The organism is Ensifer sp. YR511 (genome assembly GCF_900103045.1).
Classification (GTDB): domain Bacteria; phylum Pseudomonadota; class Alphaproteobacteria; order Rhizobiales; family Rhizobiaceae; genus Ensifer; species Ensifer adhaerens.
Genome location: NZ_FNGR01000017.1, coordinates 39,830 through 52,574, shown reverse-complemented (window position 1 = coordinate 52,574; position 12,745 = coordinate 39,830). Strand labels below are relative to the sequence as shown.

Genomic DNA, 12,745 nt, shown 5'->3' with positions numbered 1-12,745 from the left:
CTCATCCTTCGATCATGTCGAGAAGTCGCTGGAGATCATCGCCTTCGACGTCGAGCTGCGGGTCGAGCGACCGCGTTTCAGGCGGGGACGACGAACTAGCGGTTCGTGCGTCGATGGCGGCGGCAAGCGCTGCGATCGTACGGTTCTCGAAAAGATCGCTTGGCTCGAGGTGGATTTCGACGGTGCGGGCGCGTCTGACGAGATCGAGGATCAGGATCGACTGGCCGCCGAGGCTGAAGAAGTCGTCGTCTCGCCCGACCGGACGCGTATAGAGAACAGCTTCAAAAAGGGCGGTGAGTTCGGTTTCCAGCGCGCCGACGGGCGGCCCGTAATCGGTATCGAGCAAAGGGCGGGGCGCGAAACGTTCCGTTGCCCCCTGGGATGGGGCGTCGAGCTCAGGCTCGAGCGTTTGGGGAGCCGCCGTCACCGCTAGGCGTGGCCCCGCAAAGGCAGCTATGAGAGTGTCGTAGGCCGGCTCCAACCAATGGCGGTCCCTGCGAAACGGATAGAGCGGCAAAGCAATTTTTTCCGTTTGCCGAGGCCCGGCAAGCGCGTTCCAGTCAAGAGTTGCGCCCTGCTGCCACAGCCTGCCGACACCGTTCAGCAGCTTCGCCTCCGGATCCGTGTCCGGCGATCCGCGCCCTGGCAAAAGCTCTGTTACCATCTGTTCCGGACGCGTCGCCCGGACGAAGCCGGAGAGCCCGCCCGCGGCTCCCACCTCGGCCATCACCCAGTCGCCCTCTTTGCAGAGTTGCTCGACCGCCGCACGGAAGCGGACTTTATCACGCAGCTGAGCGACCCAGTAGGCAGGATCGACGGCCTCGGTGTCGGAAAGCCAGCGGCCGGATCGGGTCGATACGATCGGCACTTTCGGAGCGTGAAGCGATACGCCGGCAAAGGCCGCAGCAAGCGGTCCGCAGGCGGCATTCATGTCGGCAGTGTGAAAGGCGTGGGACGTTTCCAGGCGTTTTGCGACAATCTGCTTGTCCACGCAAAGGCGCAGGAATGCGTCGATCGCCGATTCCGGTCCGCCGACGATGCTGTGACGCGGAGAGTTGCCGCAGGCAACTGAAACATTAAGTCCGGCCTTTACAATGATTTCCTCGACCTCTTCGTCCAGGAGGCCGACCAGCGCCATGGCACCGGGAGGGCACAGTGCCATCGCTTCCGCGCGCGCCGAAACCAACCGGACAGCCGTGGCCAAATCAAAGACGCCTGCAAGGCACCCAGCAACGTATTCGCCTATACTATGTCCGATCATCGCCTCCGGTGCGATGCCCCAGTCGATCAACAGCCGGCTGAGGGCGTACTGCGTGGTGAACAGGGCGGGTTGCGCCAAGACGGTGGCGCGGTTGTCGTCGGGTGTTGACGTCCCCCAGAGGAAGGATCGAACGTCGGGTCGGCCGATGGTCTCGAAGGCCCGCACCACGTCTTCAAGATGCTCGTGGTAACCGGGGATGGCGGCCGCGGGCGCTCTTGCCATGCCTGCAAATTGCGAGCCCTGGCCGGGAAACAGGAAGGCGACCTTGCGCTTCTGCCGTGTCACTCCGGTGGCAGCAGCGAGCTGTGTTGCTGCCTCGGTGCCTGTTCTTGCCACCGCGAAATGCCTGTATCGCAGTTCCTTGCGGTCAAAGGTCAGGCTGTCCGCAAGCTGTCCAACATCGGTATCGATGGCCATTTTCGCGATGGCCGCGCAAAGTTCGTCGAGGCTCTGTGGTGCGTCCGCGCTGACAGGAATGAGACGCGACCTGCCAGCGTCTGCTGGCGTTACGATTGGTTTCGCAGCTCCGCTGAGGATGACGTGGGCGTTGGTTCCGCCAAACCCGAACGAACTGACCCCGGCAAGTCGATTTTCGACAAGGACGTCCCAGTCCTCCGCCATGTGATTGATCCGGAACGGCGTGGTCTCGAGACCGAGCGCTGGGTTGGGGGAAGAGAAGGTCGCCATGGCCGGTATCCGGCCCCTGGAAACGACGAGCGCCGCCTTGATTAGACCGGCGAGCCCCGCAACTGTGTCGAGATGGCCGATATTGCTTTTGATGGAGCCGATTGTGCACCGGCCACGCCTTAGCTCGACGGATTGATCGGAGGCGTCGCGCATGACCTGCCGAAGCGCCGAGATTTCGACGGGATCGCCGATCGGCGTGCCCGTCCCGTGGCATTCGATGAAGCCGATCTCGGCGGGATCGACGCCTGCGACTCCGAGCGCCTCGGTGATCACCCTGACCTGGCCGTCGATTGCTGGTGCCGTAAAACCGAGCCGCGTCGCACCGTCATTGTTGATGGCGCTGCCGCGAATGATCGCGACGATCGGGTCGCCATCGGAAAGTGCGTCGTCATAGCGCCGCAGAAGCACGGCTGCAGCGCCTGCTCCGAACAGCGTCCCGCTGCTCTTTCCATCGAACGGGCGGCAACGGCCATCGCGCGCTCTGATCCCGGCCGCGGCGTGGAGATAGCCGATTTCGCTCGGCAGCGGCAGAGAGCAAGCGGCGACAAGTGCCGCGTCGGATTCTTGCGTCAGCAAGGACTGGCAGGCGAGATGCACTGCGACGAGAGAGGACGAGCACGCCGTCTGTACCGCCAACGCCGGCCCCTGCAGGCCAAGGCGATAGGCAATGCGGGTCGCGGCGTAGTCCTTGTCGGTGCCGATTGTCGCATCCAGCATGTCCGCATCGCCCGAAATTACGTGTGGCATCACGTGTCCGACCAAATAGCTGCTTGCGCTGGTGCTGGCGAAGACGGCGGTTCTCTGGCCATCCCGGTCGCCGGGAACGCGCCCCGCCGCTTCGAAGGCGTGCCAGGCGCACTCCAAGAGCAGGCGCTGCTGCGGTTCCATGAACGAGGCTTCGCGCGGCGAGTAGCCGAAGAAGGCCGCGTCAAAGTACTCATATCCGTCGAGCGGGAGCGCGACAGGTACATAGGCCGGGTCCCGATAAATGCCGCGATGGATTGACCGCGCGAGCTCGCCCTCTGGCACCACCCGATAGGCATCTCTGCCCTCGCACAGCATTTGCCAAAGCTCTTCGACGTTCCGCGCGCCGGGGAACCGTCCGGCCATGCCGACGACGGCGATATCGCCGGAGGTATCTCTTGTGTCGTTCATGCTTGACCGTCCCTCAAGTCCGTCGCGCGCGGCGTCGCAGGGCCTGGCGGCGCGCATCGGCGCGCAAACCGGCTGTTGCAGCATTGTCCGAGTTGGACGCCGAACGGTCGAGATGCGCGGCGAGCGTCTCGATCGTCGGATACTGGAACAGGTCTGTCAGAGGAAATTGAAAGCCGATGCTTGCCAGTAACCGCTGATGTAGCTGCGCCAGCAGCAGCGAGTTTCCGCCGAGATCGAAGAAGCTGTCATTGACGCCGATCCCCTTGACGCCAAGCACCTCCTCCCAGAACGCCCGTAGCCGTGATTGGAGTGGGCTCGATGGCTGCGTCACAGGTCTTGCTGTTTCTGTGACCCGATCCGGCGGCGGGGGCAGGCGACGTCGATCGACTTTTCCGGTCGCTGTCATTGGCAGCGCATCGTGAACCAGGATGAATTCCGGCAGAACGCTTTGGGAGAAAAAACGGGCCAGATGAGCGCGAAGGGTCGCGGCATCGAGTGCCGCATGCGGATCGCGCCGCACATGGGCAACGAGCCGAGACGCGTTGTCACCTTTGGCATGAAGCACTAGGGCCGCGTCGGCGACACCTGGATACTCGCGAAGCCGTGTCTCGACCTCTCCCGCTTCAATACGAATTCCGCGGATCTTAATCTGCGTGTCTCGCCGCCCGAGGCAGACAAGCATGCCGTCAGCCCGGCGGGTGGCGATGTCACCGGTCGCATAGAGACGCAGGCTGCGGCCGTCAGGTGCCTGCCAGGTACGGTACGCCTCGGCCGTCAGATCCGGCTGCCGTCGGTAGCCGCTGGCAAGGTTGGCCCCCGCAACGTGGATCTGGCCCGGTATTCCCGGTGCGACCGGATCACTGTTTTCGTCGAGAAGCCAGATCTCGGTGCCGGGCAGCGGCCGGCCGATCGGCACAAAGGCGTAGGCCCCGTCCAGATCGTCCGCAAGGATGCGGTGCGAGGCAGCATCCGAACTGACTTCGGTCGAACCGTAGTAGTTGACGAGATGGGCATCGGCAGGCAACGCCGCGAGGATCCGTTTTGCAAGGTCAACGCGGATGTTCTCTCCGCCGAGGATGAGTGTGCGCAGCGGCAAGCTGTCGATGCCGGGCGTCGTCAGGATTGCATCGGCGAGCGAAGGTGTCAGCATCAGGCGCGTGATGTTCATGCGCCGGATCAGCGCAACAAGGTCGTGAGGGCTGCGTGCGGTGTCTGGATGCGGCACCACAAGGGAGAGCCCTGCCGCAAGCGAATCCAACAACTCACCAACAGCGTCAACGAACGCCGGCGACGTCTTCAGGCAACCGAGATCGTCGTGCGACATGGGCCCGGTGCCAAGCGCCCATGGTAGACGGTTCATGAATCCGCGGTAGGTAACCTCCACCGCTTTCGGGCGTCCGGAGGAACCGGAGGTAAACTGGATAAAGGCGCAGTCATCATCGTCCGGCACACGGTAAGCGGCAACGACTGGAGCACCCGAAGGCAAATCCTCGACAAAGAACGTGGGGCCGTCCCAGAGCGTCTGTTCCCAGAGGTTATGGGAAGTGACGAGGCAGCCAGGCGCGGCGCTTTCAAGCATCTCGCCGACGGCTTCACCGGGACGGCGGGGGTCGATCGGCATCCAGGGACGCGAGAGCCGCAGTGCCGCGAGGATCGTCGCGATGTAGCCGAGATCAGGTTGCAAGCGGACTGCGACGGGCTCGTTAGCCGGCGCGTGTGCGGCGATAACGCCCGCCAGGCGTTCTGCCTCTGTCATCAACTCTTGCCACGACAGCTTTCGTCCATCTTCGAAGAAAAGGACTGGCTTGTTCGGTTGCTGTTCCGCCTGCTTGACGATTTCGAGCCAGAGGTCGCGGCGTGGCTTAGGCGCTGCCCCTGGAACATGGGCCCAACGCCTGACCGCTTCGGCGCTGGCGAGCGGCAACCGGGCGATCGGCGTCTCGGGGTCCTTCAATCCCGCGACTAGGACGTGCCGAAAGGCGTCGAGGAGCCGTTGAACGGTTTCTTTTGTGAAGAGGTCCTCGGCAAAGAGCGTGCAGACGCAGATGCCTTCGGGTTCCGGCCAAGCAAGAACCTCAAGGTCCATATGGGTGGCGTCCTGTTCGATCGGAACCGCCCGTAGCGTGAGTGGTCCGGCACTGCCATCTTCGAGCGGTGGCGCCTGATAGGTGAAGGAAACCTGGTAAATCGGATTGCGGCCGAGGTCGCGTGCTCCGCCGATGCGTTCCACCAGTTGCTGGAATGGATAGTCCTGGTGAGCGATGGCTTCGAGCACTTCCGAGCGGGCCTGCTCGACCATCGATCGGAAGCTTCGACTGTTCTTGAGATCGGTTCTGAGGATCAGATTGTTGATGAAGAAGCCGATCATCTCCTGCGTTGAAGGATGGGTGCGTCCGGCAACGGAGCTGCCAATCAGGAAGCGATCCATGCCCGCATAGCGGCCCATCGCGATCTGGAAGGCGGCAAGCATAACCATGAAAGGCGTGGCAGCGTGTTTTCGTGCTAGCTCTTCAACGGCGCTTCGCGTCGCCGTGTCCAAATGAAAGAGCGCCGTCTTGCCGCGGAAGGATTGCACCGGTGGGCGTGACCGATCGGTCGGCAATTGCAGAGGCGGTACGTCCTCGATGCGTGCCCGCCAGAACTCAATTTCCTGGTCGAGCTTCTCGCCGGAGAACGCTTCGCGCTGCCACAAGGCAAAATCCGCATAGCGCTCGACATTTGCCGCCGATGACAGCGTGCCGTCGCCGATGGTGGCAAGATAATGCGCCACCAGCTGGCGATTGAAGATGCTGGCCGACCAGCCGTCGAAGACGATGTGGTGGAAGCCGTAGACGAGGAAATGCTTGCCATCCTCGACGGTGAGGATCCGGGCGCGCAGAAGCGGTCCGGTCGAAAGATCGAACGGCTCGGAGACCTCGCGCCGGATGTCGTCTGCGACCGCAAGCTTCCGGGCTTCCGGCTCAAGCTGCCTGAAATCGATCTGCGGTACCGCGATTTCGAGTGTTTCAATCACCTGCTGGCGCGACGGTCTATCGTGGGGAAAAACGCTGCGCAGCGGTTCATGGCGCTGAACGATGGCATTTAAAGCGCGCTTGAGCGCGGAGGCATCAAGCGGACCGCTGATCTCCAGGCAGAAGGGAAGGTTGTAGAATGGATTGGACGGCGCAAGGCGATCCAGGAACCAAAGGCGTTCCTGCGCCCAGGAGAGTTCCGGGTTTGCCGGGTCCGCGCTTGGGAACTGGTCGGCCTGAGGGTCCGGGGCCGAGGTGGCGGGACCCTTGCGCACGAGGTCGGCGAGTGCCTCGACTGAAAGCGTGGAGATGGCATTGATATTCATCCGAGGCTTTCCTCAATCGTGGGGGGCGTGGCCGTGCGGGCGGCGATGAGCTCCAAGAGGCCGGCGGCAAACTCTCCGACGGTCGCATGGGTGAAAACCAGCGCCAGCGGTGGCCGAAGACCGAGTGTTTCCTCGATCTTCAGCAGGATCCGCATGGCGTTGAGGGAGTCACCGCCAAGTTCGAAATAGTTAGCGTCGGTGGTGGCAACCGGCTGCTGGAGCACTTCCTGCCACAGAGCCGCAACGAAACTTTCCAGCGGCGTTTGCGGCACGCCTCCGGCCGCCCCCGGCTCCACCTGCAAGTCGACCGTCCCGAGCACGCGACGATCGACTTTGCCGTTGGCGTTCAACGGGTAGAGGTCCACCAACTGGAAGGCCCTTGGGACCAACGGGGGCGGCAGGCGCTTGCCGCACCAGGCACGCAACTCCATCTCGGAGGGCGGGACGCCATTCGTGCGGTAGAAGGCGACGATCTTCGCCGCGCTCTCTTTGTCGCCATGCGATACGACCACCGCATCCTGAATACCCGGGCAGGCGTTGATTGCGGCCTCGATCTCGAGCGCGTCGGCGCGATATCCACCAATATTGAGCTGGAAGTCGCTGCGTCCCAGGAATTCGATCGAACCATCCGGCCGATAGCAACCGCGGTCACCGGTGCGGTAGAGCCGTTCGCCTGTCGTCGGGTGGATGACGAACTTTTCCGCCGTCAGGACGGGATCGTCGAAGTAGCCCGGCGAAACGCAAACGCCCGAGCAATACATTTCGCCAGGCATCCATTCCGGGCAATCGCGCAGCGCTTCGTCGAGGATATGATAGTGGCTGTTGCCGATCGGCTTTCCATAAGGAATGCTCGGGCAATCTTCCGGCCGGTCGAAGGCATCGTGAGTGATGTTCCAGAGCGTAGTCTCGGTCGGACCGCCGGCGCTTGTCACCCGGATCGTCGGTTGAAATGCCCGCAGCCGTGCCGGCAAGTCGACGGGTAACCAGTCGCCGCCAAGGATTACCTGGCGGAAACCTTCGGGCAGCCGCATCGATTGTCGTTCTGCCTCGGTTGCCAGGAGCTCCATGAAGCGTGGCACGCTGTTCCAGAGGGTGACGCCGTAACGGTGGATGAGATCCAGCCAATGGCCGGGATCGACATCGCGTCTGGCGTCCGGGAAAACGACCGCGCCACCCACGCCTAGCGGCCCGAAGATGTCGAACATGGCCATGTCGTGGTGGAGCCCGGTGATGGCGATGAAGCGGTCCCTCGACGAAAGGTCGAAATGGCGCTCGCTGAATTGCAGTGCGTTGGCGATGCCGCGCATCGAGATCATCACGCCCTTGGGCTGACCCGTCGTACCCGAGGTGAAAATGATGGAAAGGATGGCATCTCCGTCGAAGGCCGGCGCGGCGGGAATTGCTCGAGCCAATCCGGCCGGCTTTTCCGCGAGCCCGATCACGGCGATCTCGTCTCCGGGAGCCACGTCGCGATCGGCAATCAGCGCTACGGGCTTGGCGATCGATAATATGCGCGCTACGCGTTCGGCCGGATTGGCTGGATCAAGCGGCACATAGGCGCAACCAAGCATTTGGGTTGCCATGATTGCGGCAGGCTGCCGCCATCCTTTGGCTAACAGTATGGCAACACGGTCGCCAGCCTTTGCGCCCGCTGCCGTCAGTTGGGCGGCGATACCCGCGGCTTCCAAGGCGAGCCCGCCATATGTTAGCTCTGCTCCGGCCGCATCGACAACGGCGACGGCGTCGGGAGTGCGTGCCGCATGGCCAAGAAACCGGGAGAGGGGTGTCTTCTCCTCAGAGGCAAACACGGTGGCATTTACGGCGGTTCGGCGCGTGAGTTGCTCGGCCGGCAACTCGAGCGGCGCTGGCGAGGACCAGGTGTCACTGTCGGTTGCCAGTCGCTTCAGAAGCGACGAGAAACTCTCGAACATGGAACGCACCAATCCCGGCGGGAACAGGGATTCGATGACGTCCCAATTAAACATCAACGCATCGCCGTACTCGCCATACTGGCAGTCGATCCAGACTTGCGGCGTACGGCTTACGAGTTGAACGATTTCGCCAAGAAAGCCCAGACGATGGGTGATGTCGCCGGAATCGCCTGGCCGGCGTTCAGGCAGCGTAGTAAAAACGATCGGCATCGCGCCCGCCTCCATGCCGCCGCGATGGCGCGCATATTCGCGTAGCTGCCGCACGCCCGAGACGCTCTGGTGCTCGAGGTCCTGCCACATCTGCTGCTGAATGGCGCGCGCGCGACCCTCGAAGGATTGGCCACCGTCGCCACGCACCTCGAGCAGGCTGAAGGAGGCGAATTCGCCAATGATCTGGTCAATGTCCTTGTGCCAATCGAGACGATTGAACCGGGGAACGTTGACCGTGAAATCGTTAGTGCCGCTCCAACGTCCAAGGACTTCTGCGTAGGCGGCAAGGACGACGCAAGCCAGCGTCAGCCCGCGACCAGATGCGTGGGCACGCAATGATCTGATCTGATCGGCATCAAGACGATCGTCGAGCCGGACAAACGTTTGCAGGCCCCCGGCGCGCGAAATCCGTCGGATTGGCAGAGGTGGCGGTGGCGGCAGGTGGCGCAACCGTTCCTGCCACCATCCGAAAGATTTCTGCCATTCCGGACCGTTTTCGAAGCGTTCTACCGCCAGCATATAGTCGCGGAACGACAGGTCGGTTTCCGGCATCGCGCGATCTGGGTCTTCGTAAAAGGCTGCCAGTTCATCGAACATGATCTGGATGCTGCGGCCATCCGTGCACCAGATGTCGAGTTTCATGTGCAAATGCCCGACACCGTCGGCAGCAAGCTTCGTGAAGGAAAGATGCGAGTGCGGCCAGGACGTGAGGTCCGCACTTTCCTTCTGGAGACGGTTGCGCTTTTCCTCAAGGAGCCGATCCTGTTCCACTTCGGTTGCCCGTGACAAATCCTCCATCGCGATCGTCTGACGGGGCACGGTCGCAAGGACGCGCTGTTTGCCGTCGTCGGTAACGACCGCACGCAGCATGTCATGGCGCTCGATCAACCGGTTCCAGGCGGCTTCCAACTTTGCGAGATCGAGATCGCCTGTCCGGAATTCGAGATAGAACTGAATAGCGCCTGCGTCCTCGAGCGCGTTGTCGCGCCCGACCCAATAGGCATATTGCATGTCCGAAAGGGGAAAGGGCTCGTGACGGGCAGCCGGATCAGCGACAACAGGGGAGCGGCGGTCGCGCCGGGCGGCCAGACGTTCGGCGATACTGTCTCGGGAGCTGCGGGTGAGATGAGGAGCGTTCATGATCGCTTTCGGGTCCGTGTTGTGTCAGGCGGTTTCAAGCAAAAGTTCGGCATTCAGCATCTGCTCGATGACGTCGGCGAGGCCACGCACCGTTCGCGCTTCGAGGAAGCTCGTCAGGGGCGGGCGAATGCCAAGCGCCATCTCAATGTCGGCGAGAATGCTCAAGGCGACGATCGAGCTGCCGCCAAGCGCAAAGAAATCGCTGTCGGCCGCAACCGAGGTGCCGATCCGTTCGCTCCAGATCGCCCTCAATTCACGCAGAAGGGCATCTTCCTCAGGGGGCTCGCCGTCTTGTCGAGATGAGGCGAGGTCCGCCAGCGACTGAACCGCGGGAAAGGGAGTGGAAGCGGGTTCGCGCTTGACCGGATCGATCCAGAAGCGTGTCTCGGCGAACGGGTACTTGGGCAGGTCGGCCCACCCGCCGGCGGAGCTCGATTGAGCCGCATGCCCGGCGACAAACAGTCGGCCACGTGCGCTCTCGAAAGCCAAAGCCGGGTTGGTTTCGCCGTCCGCGGTTAATATGACGGCCGCGTCGACCGATTTGGCTGTCAGCGTCGCGCGGGCGGCCGCCGCATAGAGCGGCTCCGCAGACAGTTCCAGGAAGGTGGTGATGCCTTGGGAGGCAAGTGCCAGGATAGCGTCGCGGAACCGCACAGGCTGAACGATCTGATCGCACCAATAGGCTGCCGTCGCCATCTCGGAGCCGTCCTCGTGGGTCGCCTTCATGCCCGAAATGATCGGTAGGGTCGGTGCGCGGAAAGGAATTCGGGCAACCGCTGAGGACATCGCGTCCGCCGCGCGCCGCATGAAGGGTGAATGATAGGCATAGGCGACAGGCAGTCGCTTGGCCTTGATACCGCCGTCCTTGCAGGCGGCGGCGAGCCGGTTGACCGAGGCGAGGTCGCCGGAAATAACGCACTGGCTGTCACCGTTGATCACCGAAACGACCAGCACTCCGTCGAGACGATGCTGATCGGCAAGTGCGCGTGCCTTTTCCTCGTCGGTGGTCACGGCAAGCATTGCACCGGATTCGGCATAGGTTTGCATCGCCGAGCCACGTGCCCAGGCAAGGTCGAGCGCGGAACTCAGGTCGAATACTCCGGCGATATGAGCGGCGGCAATTTCACCGAGACTGTGACCGACGACAATATCCGCCTGAACGCCGAGAGACTGCCACCCTCGTGCGATGGCGATACCATGCAGCACGATTGCTGTTTGCAGGACCGCCGCTTCCGCACCGACCAGAATGGCTTGGTCGAATAGTGTCCGCCGCACCGGTTCTCCTCGCTCGCCGAGCAAGGCGAGGCCTTCGTTGAGGGTATCGGAGAACGCAGGAACATGCGCGGCGAGCGATGAAAGATTGCCGAAACTCTCGATACCGTGACCGCCGAAGATGAATGCGAGGCGAGGGGCATCCGTGATTTTCGCCGATGGCAGGAGTTGGCTTGCCAGCGCGCGGCGCAAAGAGACAGCATCACTTCCGCTCGCCGCAAGCCGCCAGGGCAGATGAGCCCGTCCGGCAAGCGCAGTATGGCAGACCGAAGCCAGCTGGTCTTGATGAAGACCATTCAGTTTGCCGACGTAACGGGTGCGAAGACGGTCGAGCGCGTCGCGCGAGCGCGCGGAAAGCACTAGGGTCTGCGGACCTTGCGCGCGTGCGGCAATGGGTGCTGTGGCCGGCGCCTCTTCCAATACGATGTGGCAATTGGTTCCGCCGAAACCAAGCGAACTCACGGCTGCGCGGCGCTTTGAACCTGCCCTTTGCCATTCGATCGCCTGGTCCGCAATCCGGAAACCGCGTCCTTCGAGGCGTATATGCGGATTCAGCCTATCGAAATTGGCGTTGGCGGGGATGAAACCACGTTCGACAGCGAGTGCAGCTTTGATCAATCCGACCGCGCCCGCCGCCTCGGCCGTGTGTCCGACATTGCCCTTGACGGCGCCGATCGTGCAGGGATCTTCCCGCTCGATGCCGCCATAGATCCTGTCGAGAGCCGTGAATTCAATGGGATCGCCAAGGTGTGTCCCCGTCCCATGCGCTTCAATGTAGTCGATATCGGCCGGATGGAGGCCCGACATGGCGAGGGCGGAAGCGATGACCTCTGCCTGGCCGTCGGCGCTCGGGGCGCTGTAGCTCACCTTGCGATTGCCGTCATTGTTCATGGCGAAGCCGCGAATGACCGCAACGATACGATCTCCGTCGGCGACGGCGTCGTCCAGCCGCCGCAGCAGAAGTCCCGCTACTCCGTCTGCAAAGATGGTCCCGTCGGCCGAAGCGTCGAAGGGCCTGCACGCACCGCCATTAGCGAGGATGCTGTCCGTCTCGGCAATGTAGCCGCGGTTCTGCGGAACCGTAATCGCACCGGCGATGGCAAGTGCCGTATCGCAGCCGTAGTCGAGCAGATGCTGGCAGGCGATGGCCACGCTGGAAAGGCCGCTGGAGCAAGCTGTCTGCACGTTCATGGCCGGCCCGGTCAGGCCAAGCTTGTAGGCGATCCAGGTAGCAACGTAGTCTTGGCCATTCATGGTAACGCAGAGCGTCTCGATGTTGGTGCCGCCACGTTCCAGTTCATGCACCAGATTGCGCAGCAGATAACTGCTGATCTTCATGCTGGCGAAGACGCCAGTGTTGGTGCCGTTCCTGAACGGGTCCTTGCCCGCATCCTCGAAAACATGCCAGGCGGTCTCGAGCATTGCGCGCAGCTGCGGATCCATGAAGGAGGCTTCGCGCGGCGTGAAGCCGAAGAAGGCGGCATCGAACCGGCTGACATCGTCCATGTGGCCGCCGACGGGCACGAAACCCGGGCCCTCGATCTCCTCGTCGCTACGGCCGTTTTCCTTCAGCGTGTCACGGTCGAGCGTCCTGAGGGTCGAACCGCCCTCACGAAGCAATTTCCAGAAGGCTTCGATGTCGTCGGCCCCCGGAAACCTACCGGCCATGCCGACAATGGCGATGGCCTGATCAGCAGCGGCTGGATCAGTGGTCATGCCGTGCGTGGGATTGTGAAGCATGTCGTCCTCGTA

The 12,745-nt window shown here is 62.6% G+C and carries 4 protein-coding genes; all 4 read right to left on the bottom strand.

From position 1 onward, the window contains the following. Position 1 precedes the first annotated feature (1 nt). From BLU15_RS24670 to BLU15_RS24655, 4 genes are read right to left on the bottom strand one after another with little or no spacing between them, the layout of a single operon-like run. On the bottom strand, positions 2-3,103 hold the full coding sequence (locus BLU15_RS24670; RefSeq protein ID WP_176960339.1) for a type I polyketide synthase: 3,102 nt from the start codon (positions 3,101-3,103) through the stop codon (positions 2-4). A 13-nt stretch (positions 3,104-3,116) separates the two neighbouring features. After that, a complete protein-coding gene (locus BLU15_RS24665; RefSeq protein ID WP_090298845.1) occupies positions 3,117-6,440 on the bottom strand; it encodes a non-ribosomal peptide synthetase in 3,324 nt (1,107 codons plus the stop codon). After that, positions 6,437-9,721, bottom strand: coding sequence for a non-ribosomal peptide synthetase (locus BLU15_RS24660; RefSeq protein ID WP_090298843.1), 3,285 nt, complete (start codon positions 9,719-9,721; stop codon positions 6,437-6,439). Before BLU15_RS24660 ends, BLU15_RS24665 begins: the two co-directional genes overlap by 4 nt. A gap of 24 nt (positions 9,722-9,745) precedes the next feature. After that, entirely contained in the window at positions 9,746-12,733 is a 2,988-nt protein-coding gene (locus BLU15_RS24655) for a type I polyketide synthase (RefSeq protein WP_090298841.1), read from the bottom strand. Positions 12,734-12,745: the final 12 nt, after the last annotated feature.

Excerpts from the sequence above, each read along its gene's own strand:
- BLU15_RS24655 (WP_090298841.1), bottom strand. The coding sequence starts at position 12,733 with ATGCTTCACAATCCCACGCACGGCATGACCACTGATCCAGCCGCTGCT.
- BLU15_RS24665 (WP_090298845.1), bottom strand. The coding sequence starts at position 6,440 with ATGAATATCAATGCCATCTCCACGCTTTCAGTCGAGGCACTCGCCGAC.
- BLU15_RS24670 (WP_176960339.1), bottom strand. The coding sequence starts at position 3,103 with ATGAACGACACAAGAGATACCTCCGGCGATATCGCCGTCGTCGGCATG.
- BLU15_RS24660 (WP_090298843.1), bottom strand. The coding sequence starts at position 9,721 with ATGAACGCTCCTCATCTCACCCGCAGCTCCCGAGACAGTATCGCCGAA.